The organism is Ruegeria pomeroyi DSS-3 (assembly GCF_000011965.2).
Classification (GTDB): domain Bacteria; phylum Pseudomonadota; class Alphaproteobacteria; order Rhodobacterales; family Rhodobacteraceae; genus Ruegeria_B; species Ruegeria_B pomeroyi.
In genome coordinates this window covers 475,752-491,611 of record NC_006569.1, presented here as the reverse complement: position 1 = coordinate 491,611, position 15,860 = coordinate 475,752, and the positions used below count along the sequence as shown (strand labels likewise).

The window sequence follows — 15,860 nt, the reverse complement described above, 5'->3', positions numbered from 1 at the left end:
GGCGGTGTCTCCGGGGCTGGGGTCTGGAGCCGATTTGCACATGCCGCAGGCCTCTGTTCAAATCATATCTTTCGAACTAATAAATAAGCTGATGTTATACCTTACCCTGCGCCAATACGAATATGTCTGTGCCGTCGGTCGCCATGGCAGCCTGTCGGCCGCCGCCGCCGCGCTGAACGTTTCGCAGCCGGCGCTTTCGGCCGCTTTGACCAAGATCGAGAGCCATCTGAGCCAGCCGCTTTTCATGCGCCGGCGCGGGTCGGCGATGGCGGTGACCCCGGCGGGACGCCGTTTCATCACCGCCGCCGAGGCGCTGTTGTCGGATGCGGCCCGGATCGAGGATCCGGCCCATCCCCGCCCGGCCCGGCGGCAATTGCATCTGGGCTGTTTCACCGATCTGGCGCCCTTCCTGCTTGCGCCGGCCCTGCATGCGCTGCGCCGGGCGCTGCCGGATGTCACGATCAGCACCCGCGCCGACGGGTTCGAGGCCCTGATTTCGGCCCTGCTCAAGGGGCAGATCGACCTGGCGCTGACCTATGATCTGGGGCTGGATGCCGGGTTTGATCGCCAGCCTCTGTATCAGAGCCACCCGCAAGCGGTGATGGCGCCCGATCATCCACTGGCCCAAGGCACCGACCCCGACCTGGAGGCCCTGACCGCGCATCCGCTGATCCTGTCGGACGAGGGTCTTTCGGCCCAGCACATGCTGGGCCTGTTCCGCCGCCGGGGGTTGGCGCCGGTGGTGGCGCATCGCGCCGCCACGCTGGAACTGCTGCGCAGCCTCGCCGCCCATGGCGAGGGCGTCGGGATCAGCTATGCCGCGCCCGCCCATCCGGCCAGCTATGATGGCAGGCCGCTGCTCAGCCGTCCGATCGCCGGGGCGGATCTGGCCGAATCCGTGATCCTCGCCCGGCACGGCACCGGACCGGCGGACAGAACCACCGCGCGGGCGGCACAGGTCTTGACGGATTTGTTTGTCGCGCGCTGATCAGCCCTTGCGGCGCAGCCGGATCACCACATCGACCGAGGCGATCTCGACCCCTTCGGGCGCTTCGGGCAGGCGCTGGATCACCAGCTGATCCGAGGGCGCGTCCGACAACCGCCCCTCGTCCTCCCAGAAGAAATGCGGGTGGTCATGGGTATTGGTGTCGAAATAGCTTTTCGAGCCATCCACCGTGATCTCCTGCAGCACACCGGCATCGCAAAAGGCGCGCAGCGTGTTGTAGACGGTGGCCAGCGACACTGCGGCGCCCTTGCTGCGGGCGGCGTCGAACAGGCTTTCGGCGGTCACATGGCGGTGGCGCCCGTCGCCGACCAGAAGCTCGGCCAGCGCCACGCGCTGACGGGTCGGGCGCAGCCCGGCATCGACCAGCCAATCGGTGGCGATTTCCTGAGAATTTGGCGTCATCGGTCCCGTTCCGTTGCAGCTGACGGTATATATAAGGCGCCCAAGGCCAAAAACTCAAATGAATTTCATTCTCATCTGGCTGTGGGCCTGCGGCCACAGGTCCCTTTGCCGCCCTTGCGGGACGGGCTTTGGCGATGCTAGAGGGGGCCAGATATGCTAGACAGACCTCAGGCAGGAGACACAGGCAGATGGCCCAATACCCGAGCAGCTTTGACAAGGAAGACCTGCTGAAATGCGCCCGGGGAGAGCTGTTCGGTCCGGGCAATGCGCAGCTGCCGGCGCCGCCGATGCTAATGATGGACCGGATCACCGAGGTCTCTGCCGACGGGGGCGCCCATGGCAAGGGTCACATTCGGGCCGAGTTCGATATCACCCCGGATCTGTGGTTCTTTGACTGCCACTTCCCCGGCAACCCGATCATGCCCGGCTGTCTGGGTCTGGACGGTCTGTGGCAACTGACCGGCTTCAACCTGGGCTGGCGCGGCTGGCTGGGGCGCGGCTATGCGCTGGGTGTCGGCGAGGTCAAGCTGACCGGCATGGTGCGCCCCGACCGCAAGATGCTGACCTACAAGGTGGATTTCACCAAGGCGATCCAGACCCGCCGCCTGACCATGGGCGTTGCAGACGGTATCGTCGAGGCCGATGGCGAGGTGATCTATCAGGTCAAAGATATGAAAGTGGCGCTCAGCGAAAGCTGACGCCACCTCCCAACCCGACGCGCTGCCCGGGTTTTCGGCCGGGCTCTGGCAGGGTTTGACCGCACCCTATCCCAACAGGAAGAAGTCGCCGCCATCCGTTGCGTCGGGTGGCACATTGTCATCCCAATCCGGCGGGTCCTGACGCGCCTTGTGCTGCGCCGCTTTCTGCACCGCTTCGACCGCGTTCCCAAGGTGATCGAATGCCCGCAGATGGGCGATTTCGTTGAACAGTTGGTTGCTGGCGTTCTGCAACGCCGCCTCGTTGACGATGGTCAGGCGGGGATTTTGATCGTCTCTGAAGAATTCAAAACCGATTCCGTCTTCTGGCATAGTGAAATTCCTTCTGCAAAAATAACAATGGCTCCGGGCTCAAAACACCCGGCTGTCTTCGATGGCACCGAAACAGGTCACAAAATTCAGAAAAGTGGCGGCATGATAGCAAAAACGCCCCACAGAGTCGAGCATCGACCCCCCGGGACGTCAGGCCAGCCACGACCCGGGTATGGAGCGCCCGAAGCGCTCGCGGCAGAAATCGTATTGCGGGGCCAGAAGATGACGAAAGGCGTCTCGGGCATCGTCTGAAAGGGGCAACCTGACAGTGGTCTCGTTGTGTCGCTGACCGGTCGCGGCGGGCGCAAAGGGTATCCCGATGAAGCGGCACAGGCGCCGGATCGCGTCGTCGCCCTCGAACAGGGATTCATAGAACAGGCAGAGCAGGTTCGCCGAAGGGAACACCTGCTCCAGCGCCAGAACGATGCCGCGATAATCGGCCCTTGCCAGCAGTGCGGGCGCCGTCAGCGCGTGCCGCCATTTGCTGGCAACATCGTTGACCGGGTTCATCTGTTGCAGGTGGCGCAACTGCGACCAGAAGCGCCGGACCGGATCACGCATGAGAAAGAGGATCTTCACCTCGATATCCTGACTTGCGCAGAACCGTTTCATATAGGCGAACCCTTCGGCCCCGATGGCGCTGTAAGAGGGCGTCAGATCACAGAAACAGCGCGTTTGCGGCCCACATAACCGGGCAAAATGCCCGAAATAGGCATTGTCGTCATAAATCATCTGGGCGCGGTCGAGGCTGGCCTGAAAAATGGCGCGATGCCTGAGATTAGCGACCGCATCGCCGGCCTGGCCCAACTGAAAGGACAGGCGCGCCAGGGCAAGGCCATCGGCATCTCCCAGGGCATGTTCGGGAAACTTGCTGTCAAAGAAGTGCAGTTCCTTCAGGGGGGAAACCGTCACTTCGGGGCGCGACCCCAGGTAATCGTGCAGCCAGCTGGTCGCGCATTTCGCCGCGCCGACACAGATCAGCAGCGTCTTTCCGGTCAGGTTCGCACAGACCCGAAGATCCGGGATCGCGACAGTCATGTCATCGGCCCGCGGCGCGGCGCCTCCCTTTTGCTAAGTCGCCCAGACGGCCTGTAAAGCCAGGCCGGTTCAGGCTGCCACAGCGCGGCGGCAATCTCAATGGTCACCCACCCGCGGGCCACCATACGTACCCGCGCCCGGACCCGCCGCCTATTGGCTTGCCCAGCCCACCCCGCTACCCTACACAGGCACAACGCAACAAAGGAGTTCGTTCATGCGCCGTGTGGTTGTGACCGGTCTGGGGATAGTCTCTTCGATCGGTGTAAATGCCGAGGAAGTCACCGCCTCGCTCAGGGCAGGCCGGTCTGGCATCGTCGCCTGCGAGGAAATGGCCGAACACGGGTTCCGCAGCCGCATCGCCGGCACGCTCAAGATCGACGTGGCCGAGCATGTGGACAAGCGCGCCCTGCGCTTCATGGGGCCGGGCGCGGCCTATGCGCATATCGCCATGCAGCAGGCCATCGCCGATGCGGGGCTGAGTGAGGAACAGGTCGTCAACCCGCGCACAGGGCTGGTGGCCGGGTCGGGCGGCCCCTCGACCAGCGCCATGCTGAGCGCGCATCAGACCGTGCTCAAGACCGGCGCGACCAAGCGGATCGGACCCTTCGCGGTGCCCAAATGCATGTGCTCGACCATCTCGGCCAATCTGGCCACTGCGTTCAAGATCAAGGGCCTGAACTATTCTATAACTTCGGCCTGTTCGACCTCGCTGCATTGCATCGGCAATGCCGCCGAGCAGATCATGATGGGCAAGCAGGACGTGATGTTCGCCGGTGGCGGCGAGGAGCTGGACTGGACGCTCAGCTGCCTGTTCGACGCAATGGGCGCAATGTCGTCGAAATACAACGACACGCCCGAGAAAGCCTCGCGCGCCTTTGACCAGGATCGCGACGGGTTCGTGATCTCGGGCGGCGGCGGCATCGTGGTGCTGGAAGAGCTGGAACATGCCCTGGCACGCGGCGCCAAGATCTATGCCGAAGTGACCGGCTATGCCGCCACTTCGGACGGGCATGACATGGTGGCCCCCTCGGGTGAGGGCGGCGAGCGGGCGATGCGGCTGGCGGTGTCCACCCTGCCCGAGGATCGCAAGATCAGCTATATCAACGCGCATGGCACCTCGACCCCGGTCGGTGACGTGGGCGAGGTCGAGGCGGTTCGCCGTGTGTTCGGCGAGGGCCGCGTGCCGCCGATCAGCTCGACCAAGTCGATGACCGGCCACGCCCAGGGGGCGGCGGGCGCGCTCGAGGCGATCTTCTGCCTGCTGATGCTGGAGCATGATTTCATCACGCCCTCGATCAATGTCGAGACCCTGGCCGAAGGCATCCAGCCCGGCGAGGTCGCAACACAATATGTAGAAAACGCCGGGCTCGATTCGGTGATGACCAACAGCTTCGGCTTTGGTGGCACCAACGGGTCGATGGTGCTGAGCAAGTTCAGGGGGTAAGGGCAGATGTCAGGACTTTTGCAGGGCAAACGCGGCCTGATCATGGGGGTCGCGAATGATCGCTCCATCGCCTGGGGCATTGCCAAGGCGATGCACGAGGCGGGGGCGGAACTGGCCTTTACCTATCAGGGCGAGGCGTTCGGAAAGCGGCTGGAGCCGCTGGCCGCCAGTGTCGGCAGCGATTTCATGGTCGACGCGGATGTGACCGACGATGCGTCGCTGGACACCGCCTTTGAACAGCTGGCCGCGCGCTGGCCGACGCTGGATTTCCTGGTGCATGCCATTGCCTATTCGGACAAATCCGAATTGACGGGTCGGTTCCTGAACACGACGCGGGCGAATTTCAAACATTCGATGGATATCTCCGCCTATTCCCTGATCGAGGTGGCGCGGCGCGCCTATCCGATGATGAAGGAGAATGGCGGCACCGTGCTGACGCTGACCTATCAGGGCTCGAACCGGGTGGTGCCGAACTACAATGTCATGGGCGTTGCCAAGGCGGCGCTGGAATCGGCGACCCGCTATCTGGCCAATGACCTGGGCCCCGACGGGATCCGCGTGAACGCGATCTCGCCCGGCCCGATGAAGACCCTGGCGGGCGCCGCCATCGGCGGTGCGCGCAAGACCTTCAAGTTCTGCGACCAGAACGCGCCACTGCGCTCGAACGCAACGCTCGAGGCGGTGGGCGGTACCGCGGTCTATCTCGCCTCGGACGCAGGCGCCTGCACCACGGGAGAGATCATCCGCGTCGATGGCGGCTTCCACGTTCTGGGCATGCCACAGTCGGAATTCATGTAGCGCGGGCAAGATTTTTCGACGAAAAATCTCGCCTGCCGCGCGCGCTGCGCAACAGATCGGCCCGCCCCTTGCCGGGGCGGGCCGTGTCGTCAGTTGATCGAGACGACCTCGATGTCAAAGATCAGGTCCTGACCGGCCAGCGGGTGGTTGGCGTCCAGCGTCACCGTCGCCTCTTCCAGTTCGACCACCGTCACCGGGATCACCCGGCCATCGGGGGATTGCATCTGCAACTGGGTGCCCAGTTCCAGCGGAATGTCGTCGGGGATACCCTCGCGCGGGATCGCCTGCCGGGCCTCGGGGTTCAGCGGGCCATAGGCCTCGGCACAGGGCACCTCGACGCGCTTTTTCTCGCCGGTTTCCATGCCCGGCATCGCTTTGTCCAGACCGGGAATGATCTGGCCGGACCCGACCGTGAACTCCAGCGGGTCGCGCCCCTCGGAACTGTCGAAGGTTTTGCCGTCGAGCAGGGTTCCGGTGTAGTGGATGCGCACCGTGTCGCCTTGTTTGATCTGGGTCATGCCGTCTCCGTCTGGGGCAGTTTTGAAAGAACGCCCAGCCTAGACCCTGTCACACCAATGTAAACCCCGCCCCCTTTCGCCCGCCGCGCGACTGTGCCACCCTGCCCCGCGCGCCCCTTGCGAAGAGGATCCCATGCCCATCACCACCTGCATATTCGACGCCTATGGCACGCTGTTCGATGTTGCCGCCGCCGCCCGGCAGGCGGCGGACGAGCCCGAAAACGCCGCCCTGCGCCCGCATTGGCAGGCGCTGGCCAGCCATTGGCGGCTGAAGCAGCTGCAATACAGCTGGCTGCGCGCGATCACCGGCGCCCATACCGATTTCTGGCAGGTGACCGGCGAGGGGCTCGACTGGGCGCTCGAGGCGGTCGGCCTGGCCGGTGATGCCGTGCTGCGCCAGCGGCTGCTGGATCTTTACTGGCAATTGCAGGCCTATCCCGAGGTGCCCGCGATGCTGCGCGCGCTCAAGGGTGCCGGACTGGAAACCGCGATCCTGTCCAATGGCTCTCCCGACATGCTGGATGGCGCGGTGCGCTCGGCCGGATTGGGCGATGTGCTCGACGATGTGCTCTCGGTCGAAAGCGTCGGCATCTTCAAGCCCGATCGCCGGGTCTATGACCTGGTTGGCCAGCGGTTCGGTTGCCCGCCCGAAGCGGTGCTGTTCGTGTCCTCAAACGGCTGGGACGCGGCGGCGGCGGCGGGTTACGGGTTCCGCACCGCCTGGGTGAACCGCGCGGGCGAGCCGGTGGACCGGCTGCCCTGGACGCCCGACCATATCCTGTCGGATCTGACCGGCATTCCTGAGCTGGCGGGGGTCTGAATGGCCGCTTTCACCACGACCGATGGCCTGCGCCTGTTTTACGAGGACGAGGGGACCGGCCAGCCGCTCCTCTGCCTGGCCGGGCTGACCCGGTGCAGCCGCGATTTCGAGTTCCTGCGCCCGCATGTCACAGACCTGCGGCTGATCCGCCTCGATTATCGCGGGCGGGGACAATCCGATTACGATCCCGATTACCGCAATTACAACGTCCTGCGCGAAGCCCATGACGTCATCGAACTGCTCGACCATCTTGGGCTCGACAGGGTGACGGTGCTGGGCACCTCGCGCGGGGGCATGATCGCGATGGCGCTGGCCGCCAGCCATCCGGACCGGCTGGCCGGGGTGATCCTGAACGATGTCGGCCCGGTGATCGAACCGGCGGGCATCGCCCGGATCATGGATTACGTGGGCAAGAAACCGGTCTCGAAAACCCATGACCAGGCCGCACTGGCGCTGAAACAGGCGATGGAGCCGCAGTTTCCCGGCGTCCCGCTCTCGGTCTGGCGCAAACAGGCCGAAATCCAGTATGCCGCCAGCGACCAGGGGCTGGCGCTGCGCTATGACGACGGGCTGCACAAGGCACTGTTGGATCAGGCCGCAACCGGGGCGATCCCCGATCTGTGGCTGTTCTTCGAGGCGCTGCGCGACATCCCCACCGCCGTGCTGCGGGGGGCGAATTCCGATATTCTTGGCGCGGGCACCGTGGCCGAGATGCACCGCCGCCATCCCGGCCTGATCTCGGCCGAAGTGCCCGACCGGGGCCATGTGCCCTTTCTCGACGAACCGCAATCGCTGGACCTGATCCGCCGCATTCTGGAGACCGCATGAGCACCCTTGAACTGATCGAAGCCGCTGCCGAGCGGCTGTCGGGCCATGTCCGCCGCACACCGCTGCTCTCCTCGCCCTTTCTGGACGAGATCGCCGGGCGCCGGGTACTGGTGAAACCCGAATGCCTGCAACATACCGGCAGCTTCAAGTTTCGCGGCGCATGGTCGGCCATTTCCGCGCTGGACCCCGAGGCGCGCGCGCGCGGGGTCATCGCCTTTTCCTCGGGCAACCATGCGCAAGGGGTCGCCCATGCGGCCACGCTGCATGGCATCGCCTCGGTCATCGTGATGCCCTCGGACGCGCCCCGGCTCAAGATCGACAACACAAGAGCGCTGGGGGCCGAGGTGGTGCTGTATGACCGGGGCCGCGAAAGCCGCGAAGAGATCGGCACCGCGCTGGCCGGTGAACGCGGGCTGACGCTGATCCGGCCCTATGACGAACCGCAGGTGATCGCCGGTCAGGCCAGCGTCGGGCTGGAACTGGCCGAACAGGCGGGCGAACTGGGGGTCGAGAGCGGCGATGTGCTGGTCTGTTGCGGCGGTGGCGGGTTGACCTCGGGCGTGGCACTGGCGCTGGAGGCGCGGGCGCCGGGCCTGAGGGCGCGCCCGGTCGAGCCCGAGGGGTTTGACGATGTGAAACGCTCGCTTGCCGGCGGGACCATCAGCCGCAACAATTCGGAAACCGGCAATATTTGCGACGCGATCCTGACGCCGGAACCGGGCAGGATTACCTTTCCGATCCTCAGCCGGCTCTGTGGCCCCGGCCTGGCCGTTACCGAGGACGAAGCCCTGCGCGCCATGGCGCTAGCCTTTCTGCGCCTCAAGATCGTGCTGGAACCGGGCGGGGCGGTCTCGCTGGCGGCGGCCCTGTTTCACCCGGACCAGGTCGAAGGCGACACCGTGCTGGCCGTGGCCTCGGGCGGCAATGTCGACGCGGCCCTGTTCCGCACCGCGCTGGAGCTCCACGCGTGAAGTAACGGTGTGCAGGCAAAATGACGCCATGCGGCGTCAGGGCGCTTTACCTTCCCCAGCGTAAAGTTTTAGTCTGACCAAGTGTCGGGCAAGGTGGAGTCGCTGCCAAGATGCAGATCGCGGATCTGGGAGATATCAAACTGCATTTCCGGGTCGATGGCGACCCGGACGGCGCGCCTGTGGTTTTCATCAATTCGCTGGGTACCGATCTGCGGTTGTGGGATCCGATCCTGCCGCATCTGCCTGCGGGCCTGCGCCTGATCCGCTATGACAAGCGCGGCCATGGCCTGAGTGACGCGCCGGAGGGACCCTATGCGATGGGCACGCTTGTGCGCGATGCCGAACGGCTACTGGACCTGCTCGACATTCGTGACGCGGCCGTCGTCGGCCTGTCGATCGGCGGCATGATCGCGCAGGGGCTGGCGGTCAAGCGGCTGGATCAGGTGCGCGCGCTGGTGCTGTCCAACACCGCCGCCAAGATCGGAACCAAGGAGATGTGGCAACAGCGGATCGCCGCCGTCACCGCAGGCGGGATCGAGGCGCTGGCCGACACGGTGATGGAGCGCTGGTTCTCGCGCGGGTTCCGCGCCACCCCCGAACTGGCCCTGTGGCGCAACATGCTGGTGCGTCAGCCGGTGCAGGGCTATGCCGGGTGCAGCGCCGCCATTGCGGGCACCGATTTCTATACCCCCACCAGCGGCCTCAGGCTGCCGACCCTGGGCATCGCCGGGGACGAGGACGGCTCGACCCCGCCGGATCTGGTGCGGGAAACGGTCGACCTGATTCCCGGATCGCAATTCCACCTGTTTCGCAAGGCCGGACATCTGCCCTGTGTCGAACACCCCGCCGCCTATGCCGAACGGCTCGCGCAGTTCCTGCGCGATGTCGGCCATTTCTGAGAGGACCCGGCCATGGCCGATTTTCTTCTGATCCACGGTTCCTGCCACGGGGCCTGGTGCTGGCGGGACCTGATCCCGGCGCTGGAGGAGCGCGGCCATACCGCCCGCGCCGTCAACATGCCCAGCCATGGCTCGGATGTGACCCCGATTGGCGAGGTGACACTGAACAGCTGTCGTGACGCGGTGCTGGGGGCCTCGACCCCCGATACGCTGATTGTGGGTCACAGCTGGGGCGGCTATCCGATCAGCGCCGCCGCCGAGCAGGCCCCGGACGCGATGCGCGGGCTGATCTATCTGTGCGCCTATGTGCCGCTGTCAGGGCATTCGATGATCGACATGCGCAAGCGCGCACCGCGCCAGACGCTGCTGGACGCGGTGATCAAATCCGAGGATGGGCTGTCCTATACCGTCGATCCCGAACGGGTGGCCGATCTGTTCTATCATGACTGCCGGGCCGAGCGGGTGCATTACGCACAGCCGCGCCTCTGCCCGCAGGCGATTGCCCCGCAAGAGACGCCGCTGACCCTGTCCGACCGGTTCGCAAGCGTGCCCAAGGTCTATATCCGCTGCGCCGAGGATCGGACGATTCCGCCCGAATACCAAGAGGAGATGACGGCGGACTGGCCATCCGACCGGGTCCATGTCATGAACAGCTCTCATTCGCCGTTCTTTGCCGACCCGCAGGGGCTGGCGCGGCTGCTGACACGGATCGAAGGACAGTTCTGATGGCCGCATCAGTGTTTGACAGCGCGCATCTGGCGCGCCTTTTTCCTGCGGGCGATGCCGGGCGGCTGTTCACCGACGGGGCCGAGTTGCGCGCGATGCTGCTGGTCGAGGGGATGCTGGCCAAGGCGCAAGGCGCGCTGGGGCTGATCCCGGTCGAGAGTGCCGGTGCCATCCACCGCGCGGCGATGGAAATCCACCTCGACCCCGGCGCACTGGCCGAGGCGACAGGGGCAAACGGGGTCAGCGTGCCGGCGCTGGTCGCCGCCTTTCGCAGTGAAATGCAGGCGCCCGAACATGCGCAATATGTCCATTGGGGCGCCACTTCGCAGGATATCATCGACACCGGCCTGATGCTGCGGTTGCGTCAGGCGGTCTCGGTGCTGGAGCGGGATCTGGCTGCGGTGCTGGAAACGCTGGCCGCGCTTGCCGAGAGCCATGCCGATCTGCCCATGGCAGGGCGCAGTTACGCTCAGCATGCCACGCCCACCAGCTTTGGCGCGGTGGTGGCGTCCTGGGGGGCGCCGCTGCTTGACCTGTTGCGCGAACTGCCGGGTCTCAGGCGCGATTGCCTGCTGGTGTCACTGTCGGGCGCAGCCGGCACCGGCGCCGCGCTGGGGCCCGAGGTGGCGCAACTGCGCGCCGATCTGGCCCAACTTCTGAACCTCGCCGATCCCGGGCGCAGCTGGCATACCGACCGCACCCCGGTACTGCGTCTGGCCGAATGGTGCACCCGCATCGCGCTGGCGCTTGGCAAGCTGGGCGAGGATGCGATCGAGCTGTCCCAGACCGGCATTGCCGAGATCACGCTGGGTGGTGGCGGCGCGTCCTCGACCATGCCGCAGAAACAGAACCCGGTCGGCGCCTCGGCGCTGGTGGCCCTGTCCCGGCAGGTGCCGGGCCTGTTGGCGGTTCTGCATGGCGCGGGCGTGCACCGGCACCAGCGCGACGGCGCCGCCTGGTTCACCGAATGGATGTGCCTGCCCCAGATCGTGCTGGGCGCCGCCGCCTCGGTACAGATCACCCAGCGCCTGCTGCCCGGGCTGGCCCCCTGCCCCGAGGCCATGGCCGCCGCGCTCGACACCAACTATGGCACCATCCATGCCGAGGCGGTCAACTTTGCGCTGGCCGCGCACCTGCCCCGCCCCGAGGCACAAGCCGCCGTCAAGACCCTCTGCGCCGAGGCGATGGAAAGCCGGACACCGCTGCGCGAGCTGATCGCGCGCGACTGGCCGCAGCTGGACGCCGCCGCGCTGACCGACCCGTCCCGGCAACTGGGCGCCGCCCCCGACGAGGCCCGGGCCTTTGCCGCGCGGGTCCGGTCGCAAGGGGCCACTTAGCGGCTTTTCAACCGAGATCGGCGCGGCTAGGGTCTGGCAAACTAAACCGGACGGTTCAGAATGCGCCTGCCCTTTCTCTTCATCCTCGCGACGGTGATGATCGACGCCATGGGGATCGGCCTGATCATGCCGATCATGCCCGACCTGATTGTCGAGGTTAAGGGCGGTACCCTGGCCGATGCGGCGCTGTGGGGCGGTGTGCTCAGCACCGCCTTTGCCGCGATGCAGTTCCTGTTCGGCCCGGTCATCGGCAGCCTGTCCGACGCATTGGGCCGCCGGCCCGTGTTGCTGGTCTCGTTGTTCGTCATGGCGCTGGACTATGTGGTGATGGCCTTGGCGGGCAGTATCTGGCTGCTCCTGGCGGGCCGCATCGTGGGCGGCATCACCGCGGCCACACATGCCACCGCCTCGGCTTATATGGCCGATGTTTCGCGCCCCGAGCAAAAGGCCGCCCGTTTCGGCATGCTGGGCGCGGCCTTTGGTGTCGGCTTTGTGCTGGGGCCGCTGATGGGCGGGGTTCTGGGAGAGTTTGGCACCCGCGCGCCATTCTGGGCGGCAGCGGTGCTGGCCGGGCTGAACTTTGTCCTCGGCCTCTTTGTGATGAACGAAACGGTGACGGCAGCCACCCGCCGCGCCTTTTCCTGGGCCAGCGCCAATCCGCTGGGCGCCTTTCGCATGCTGGGCCAGGTACCCGGGCTCAAGGGCCTGCTCTGGGCCTATTTCCTCTATTCCGTCGCCATCTACGTCTATCCGGCGATCTGGGCCTATTTCTCTCAGGAACGGTTCGGCTGGTCGTCCCGGATGATTGGCCTGTCGCTGGGCATCTTCGGCTTCCTGATGGCGGTGGTGCAGGGCGGGCTGTTGCCCCATATCACCCGCCGGATCGGCGAACGGCGCACGGTGATCTGGGGGCAGCTGTTCGATTTCGTGGGCTTCGGCCTGCTTGCCTTCATCGCCAGCGGCACGCTGGCCCTGATCCTGATCCCGATCACCGCCATGGGCGCGGTGGTGCCACCCGCGCTGCAGGCAATCATGTCGCGCAGCGTGGCGGACGACCAGCAGGGCGCGCTGCAAGGGGTAATGTCCGCCGTACACGCCCTGTCGATGATCGTTTCGCCGCTGTTGATGGCCAGCGTATTCGCCCGCTTTACCGGCCCGCAGGCGCCAATTTATCTGCCCGGTGCCCCGTTCCTGGTCGCCCTTGCGCTGATGGCCGCTGGTCTGGTGATCTTTCTGCGCACCCGCACTGCCGTGACGTAATGGCACTGTATCTTTTCCGGTTTCCACCTTGCCGCATCCGGGGCCTCGGTCCACCCTAGGGTAAGGAAATGCCAAGGAGAACCGGGATGCAGAAGATCCGCGCCGCCGTTTGCCACGAATTCAATGCGCCACTGGTGATCGAAGAGGTGCTGCTCGCCCCGCCCGGCACCGGCGAGGTCGAGGTGACGCTGGACGCGGTCGCGATCTGCCATTCCGACATCTCCTATGCCGATGGCGCCTGGGGCGGGCATCTTCCGGCTGTCTACGGCCACGAGGCGGCGGGCACGGTGTCGGCCGTGGGGCCGGGCGTCGAGGGCTTTGCCCCCGGCGATCCGGTGGTGGTCACGCTGATCCGCGCCTGCGGCACCTGCGCCAATTGCGCAGGCGGTCAGCCCACCATCTGCGACACGCCCTATGACGGGGTGAAACAGGGGCCGCTGCGCACCGCGGACGAGGGCCCGTTGTTGCAAGCCATGGCCTGTGGCGCATTCGCCGAAAAGGTGGTGGTCAGCCAACGCCAGATCGTCAGGATCCCCGCCGATATGGGGCGCGACGTCGCCTGCCTGCTCTCCTGCGGGGTGATCACCGGGGTCGGGGCGGCGGTCAACGCCGCCCGGCTGCGTGCCGGTCAGGACGTGGTGGTAATCGGGGCCGGCGGCGTCGGGCTGAACGCGATCCAGGGCGCCCGCATCGCTGGCGCGCGCCGCATCGTGGCGGTGGACATGACCGAGGAGAAGCTGGACATCGCCCGCGAATTCGGCGCCACCCATGGCGTGCTGGCGACCAGCCCGAAACCCTGGCGCGCGGCCTACAAGGCGCTTGGCGGGCGCGGTGCAGATGCGGTGCTGGTCACCGTTGGCGCCGTACGCGCCTATGACGAGGCACCCAAATACCTGGGCTGGGGCGGCAGGGCTGTGATGATCGGCATGCCCCATGCCGGCGCCATGGCGCAATACGAACCGATGAGCGCCTCGTTCCAGGGACACGGGCTGATCGGCTCAAAAATGGGCGATGTGGTGATCCAGCGCGATATCCCGTGGATGATCGACCTTTACCAACAAGGCCGCTTGAAGCTCGACGAACTTATCTCGGGCCGATGGTCGCTGGATCAGATCAACGAGGCCATCGCCGACACCCGCACCGGCAGCGCCAAGCGCAACGTGATCCTGTTCAACCACTGACGGGTGCTATTGCTTGCCGATCAGCGCGGCATAGAAATTGATGCCGCGCTCGATATTGGCAATCGACAGGCGCTCGTCGATCCCGTGGAACCGGGCCAGGTCGTCGCCTTCGATCTGGAACGGGTTGATGCGATAGGCCGCATCTGCTGCCTTGGCATAATGGCGCGCATCCGTTGCCGCGATGGTCAGACCCGGCACCGAGGCGATCGGGCCGAACACCTCGCGGATCGACGCTTCGACATCCTTGAAACCGGCGCCTTGTGAATCCGACACCGGAGAGGCGGGCGAGGCCAGGTCACGATCTGCAACAATCTCGATCCCTTCGTCGTCTATCGCCGCTTTCACATGCACCAGAACGTCGTCGATACTGTCGCGCGGATGCAGGCGGAAATTGACCGTCGCCACCGCCCGCGTCGGCAGCACGTTTTCCTTGGGCGAACCTTCGAGCATCGTCGGCGCGGTGGTGGTGCGCAGCATCGCATCGGTCGAGGGTGAACCTGACAGGATGCCTTCGAGCACCGGGTCGAACAGCCAGCGATTGGCAAAGATGGCGCGTTTGTCGATGCTGAAATGCCGCCCCAGCGCATCGAAGAACTCGGCCGAAACCCCGGTCAGCCCGCCCGGCATCGGGGCCTCCTGCAAGCGCGCCACGGCGCGCGCCAGCTGCCCGACAGCGGTGTGCCGCGGCGGCATCGAGGAATGACCGCCCTCGGCATGGGCGACAAGCTGGATGGTCAGATATCCCTTTTCCGCCAGGTTGATGCTGGCCACGGGCACATCCAGGCCGGGAATGATCTTGTCCAGCACAAACGACCCCTCGTCCAGCACCCAGGCCAGTTGCACCCCCTGCGCGCGCAGGTGTTCGGCCACCGCGATGGCCCCCAACCCGCCGGTTTCCTCATCGCCGCCAAAGCTGAAATAGATCGTGCGCTCCGGCGTGAACCCGTCATTGATCAGTTTCTCGGCCGCGGTCAGCGCGGCGATCAACGCGCCCTTGTTGTCCAGCGTCCCGCGCCCCCAGACAAACCCATCGGCCACCACACCGGCAAAGGGGGGATGATCCCACTCGCCCAGAGTGTCCTCGGTCACCGGCACCACATCGTAATGCGCCGCCAGCATCACCGGCGGCAGATCGGGGTTCGATCCCTGCCACTTGTAAAGCGGCGTCACAGGCTCCAGCAGGGTGCGCTCCATCGTCCGGTGTACGGCGGGGAAACTCTGTTCGAGAAACGCCAGAAAGGCGGGGAAATCCGGATGCGACATGTCGGTGGACACGGTGCGGAACCGCACGGCCTCGGCCAGGACCTGCGCCGCCCGGTCGATATCGGCGCCCACTGAAAACGGCTGTGATGCCTCCACCGGTCCCGGCCGGTACTGCACCGTTCTGAAGGCGATCACCGCCACAAGGGCCAGAATCACAAGGCCAAGCCCCGCCAGAATGCGCTTGATCATGTAGAGTTCCTCCTGTGACCACCGTCTTGAGCGGCATCGCACCAGATTTCCACATGGCTCGAACCCAGTCACCGCTGACCTGACGTCAGCAAATATGTTCCGAAACCGGGCGCAAGCGACACCAGCTGCCGCTTTCCGTATTGCGAAGCCCT

Annotated in this window: 17 protein-coding genes; 12 read left to right on the top strand and 5 right to left on the bottom strand. The window is 65.6% G+C overall.

Translation table 11 applies throughout. The features are described 5' to 3' along the window. Positions 1-91 precede the first annotated feature (91 nt). Positions 92-988, top strand: coding sequence for a LysR family transcriptional regulator (locus tag SPO_RS22080; RefSeq protein WP_011242223.1), 897 nt, complete (start codon positions 92-94; stop codon positions 986-988). On the opposite strand, the gene irrA is transcribed toward SPO_RS22080, so the two are convergent. Beyond that, on the bottom strand, positions 989-1,408 hold the full coding sequence (irrA, locus tag SPO_RS22075; protein ID WP_011242222.1) for an iron response transcriptional regulator IrrA: 420 nt from the start codon (positions 1,406-1,408) through the stop codon (positions 989-991). A gap of 188 nt (positions 1,409-1,596) precedes the next feature. Between irrA and fabA the strand changes: the two genes are divergently transcribed. Next, on the top strand, positions 1,597-2,106 hold the full coding sequence (fabA, locus tag SPO_RS22070) for a bifunctional 3-hydroxydecanoyl-ACP dehydratase/trans-2-decenoyl-ACP isomerase (RefSeq protein WP_011242221.1): 510 nt from the start codon (positions 1,597-1,599) through the stop codon (positions 2,104-2,106). 66 nt (positions 2,107-2,172) lie between these two features. On the opposite strand, the gene SPO_RS22065 is transcribed toward fabA, so the two are convergent. Both SPO_RS22065 and SPO_RS22060 read right to left on the bottom strand, forming a co-directional pair. Then, positions 2,173-2,436, bottom strand: coding sequence for a hypothetical protein (locus tag SPO_RS22065; RefSeq protein ID WP_011242220.1), 264 nt, complete (start codon positions 2,434-2,436; stop codon positions 2,173-2,175). A 150-nt stretch (positions 2,437-2,586) separates the two neighbouring features. Continuing rightward, positions 2,587-3,474, bottom strand: a complete 888-nt coding sequence (locus SPO_RS22060) for a sulfotransferase (RefSeq protein ID WP_011242218.1) — start codon at positions 3,472-3,474, stop codon at positions 2,587-2,589. Positions 3,475-3,688: 214 nt separating this feature from the next. Between SPO_RS22060 and fabB the strand changes: the two genes are divergently transcribed. Together fabB and SPO_RS22050 are read left to right on the top strand one after the other, a co-directional pair. Beyond that, entirely contained in the window at positions 3,689-4,918 is a 1,230-nt protein-coding gene (gene fabB, locus SPO_RS22055) for a beta-ketoacyl-ACP synthase I (protein ID WP_011242217.1), read from the top strand. 6 nt (positions 4,919-4,924) lie between these two features. Further along, the gene (locus SPO_RS22050; RefSeq protein ID WP_011242216.1) at positions 4,925-5,716 is read left to right on the top strand and encodes an enoyl-ACP reductase FabI; all 792 of its coding nucleotides are present in this window, start codon (positions 4,925-4,927) and stop codon (positions 5,714-5,716) included. Positions 5,717-5,805: 89 nt separating this feature from the next. Here SPO_RS22050 and SPO_RS22045 read toward each other — a convergent pair whose 3' ends face one another. Continuing rightward, positions 5,806-6,234, bottom strand: a complete 429-nt coding sequence (locus SPO_RS22045; RefSeq protein ID WP_011242215.1) for an FKBP-type peptidyl-prolyl cis-trans isomerase — start codon at positions 6,232-6,234, stop codon at positions 5,806-5,808. Positions 6,235-6,367: 133 nt separating this feature from the next. Between SPO_RS22045 and SPO_RS22040 the strand changes: the two genes are divergently transcribed. The 8 genes from SPO_RS22040 to SPO_RS22005 all read left to right on the top strand — a co-directional run bounded on the left by SPO_RS22040 (position 6,368) and on the right by SPO_RS22005 (position 14,256). After that, on the top strand, positions 6,368-7,054 hold the full coding sequence (locus SPO_RS22040) for a haloacid dehalogenase type II (RefSeq protein WP_011242214.1): 687 nt from the start codon (positions 6,368-6,370) through the stop codon (positions 7,052-7,054). Further along, entirely contained in the window at positions 7,055-7,882 is an 828-nt protein-coding gene (locus SPO_RS22035; RefSeq protein WP_011242213.1) for an alpha/beta fold hydrolase, read from the top strand. Further along, entirely contained in the window at positions 7,879-8,853 is a 975-nt protein-coding gene (locus tag SPO_RS22030) for a threonine ammonia-lyase (protein WP_011242212.1), read from the top strand. Before SPO_RS22035 ends, SPO_RS22030 begins: the two co-directional genes overlap by 4 nt. 110 nt (positions 8,854-8,963) lie before the next feature. Then, complete coding sequence (gene pcaD, locus SPO_RS22025) at positions 8,964-9,752, top strand: 3-oxoadipate enol-lactonase (protein WP_011242211.1); 789 nt, start codon at positions 8,964-8,966, stop codon at positions 9,750-9,752. 12 nt (positions 9,753-9,764) lie between these two features. Then, positions 9,765-10,478 (top strand): alpha/beta fold hydrolase, encoded by a 714-nt coding sequence (locus SPO_RS22020; protein ID WP_011242210.1) that lies wholly within the window; start codon positions 9,765-9,767, stop codon positions 10,476-10,478. Then, on the top strand, positions 10,478-11,815 hold the full coding sequence (locus SPO_RS22015) for a class-II fumarase/aspartase family protein (protein WP_011242209.1): 1,338 nt from the start codon (positions 10,478-10,480) through the stop codon (positions 11,813-11,815). Before SPO_RS22020 ends, SPO_RS22015 begins: the two co-directional genes overlap by 1 nt. A gap of 60 nt (positions 11,816-11,875) precedes the next feature. Further along, positions 11,876-13,075 carry a TCR/Tet family MFS transporter gene (locus tag SPO_RS22010; protein ID WP_011242208.1) on the top strand — a complete coding sequence of 400 codons (1,200 nt, stop codon included), beginning with the start codon at positions 11,876-11,878 and terminating at the stop codon, positions 13,073-13,075. Positions 13,076-13,161: 86 nt separating this feature from the next. Continuing rightward, positions 13,162-14,256, top strand: coding sequence for a Zn-dependent alcohol dehydrogenase (locus tag SPO_RS22005; protein WP_011242207.1), 1,095 nt, complete (start codon positions 13,162-13,164; stop codon positions 14,254-14,256). A gap of 6 nt (positions 14,257-14,262) precedes the next feature. Here SPO_RS22005 and SPO_RS22000 read toward each other — a convergent pair whose 3' ends face one another. After that, complete coding sequence (locus tag SPO_RS22000) at positions 14,263-15,708, bottom strand: M20 family peptidase (protein ID WP_011242206.1); 1,446 nt, start codon at positions 15,706-15,708, stop codon at positions 14,263-14,265. Between the last annotated feature and the right edge of the window lie 152 nt (positions 15,709-15,860).

Bases quoted from the DNA above. Each gene is read 5' to 3' on its own strand.
- SPO_RS22065 (WP_011242220.1), bottom strand. From the start codon at position 2,436: ATGCCAGAAGACGGAATCGGTTTTGAATTCTTCAGAGACGATCAAAAT.
- SPO_RS22000 (WP_011242206.1), bottom strand. From the start codon at position 15,708: ATGATCAAGCGCATTCTGGCGGGGCTTGGCCTTGTGATTCTGGCCCTT.
- SPO_RS22010 (WP_011242208.1), top strand. From the start codon at position 11,876: ATGCGCCTGCCCTTTCTCTTCATCCTCGCGACGGTGATGATCGACGCC.
- SPO_RS22015 (WP_011242209.1), top strand. From the start codon at position 10,478: ATGGCCGCATCAGTGTTTGACAGCGCGCATCTGGCGCGCCTTTTTCCT.
- SPO_RS22060 (WP_011242218.1), bottom strand. From the start codon at position 3,474: ATGACTGTCGCGATCCCGGATCTTCGGGTCTGTGCGAACCTGACCGGA.
- fabA (WP_011242221.1), top strand. From the start codon at position 1,597: ATGGCCCAATACCCGAGCAGCTTTGACAAGGAAGACCTGCTGAAATGC.
- SPO_RS22020 (WP_011242210.1), top strand. From the start codon at position 9,765: ATGGCCGATTTTCTTCTGATCCACGGTTCCTGCCACGGGGCCTGGTGC.
- SPO_RS22080 (WP_011242223.1), top strand. From the start codon at position 92: ATGTTATACCTTACCCTGCGCCAATACGAATATGTCTGTGCCGTCGGT.
- irrA (WP_011242222.1), bottom strand. From the start codon at position 1,408: ATGACGCCAAATTCTCAGGAAATCGCCACCGATTGGCTGGTCGATGCC.
- fabB (WP_011242217.1), top strand. From the start codon at position 3,689: ATGCGCCGTGTGGTTGTGACCGGTCTGGGGATAGTCTCTTCGATCGGT.
- SPO_RS22005 (WP_011242207.1), top strand. From the start codon at position 13,162: ATGCAGAAGATCCGCGCCGCCGTTTGCCACGAATTCAATGCGCCACTG.
- SPO_RS22035 (WP_011242213.1), top strand. From the start codon at position 7,055: ATGGCCGCTTTCACCACGACCGATGGCCTGCGCCTGTTTTACGAGGAC.
- SPO_RS22030 (WP_011242212.1), top strand. From the start codon at position 7,879: ATGAGCACCCTTGAACTGATCGAAGCCGCTGCCGAGCGGCTGTCGGGC.
- pcaD (WP_011242211.1), top strand. From the start codon at position 8,964: ATGCAGATCGCGGATCTGGGAGATATCAAACTGCATTTCCGGGTCGAT.
- SPO_RS22045 (WP_011242215.1), bottom strand. From the start codon at position 6,234: ATGACCCAGATCAAACAAGGCGACACGGTGCGCATCCACTACACCGGA.
- SPO_RS22040 (WP_011242214.1), top strand. From the start codon at position 6,368: ATGCCCATCACCACCTGCATATTCGACGCCTATGGCACGCTGTTCGAT.
- SPO_RS22050 (WP_011242216.1), top strand. From the start codon at position 4,925: ATGTCAGGACTTTTGCAGGGCAAACGCGGCCTGATCATGGGGGTCGCG.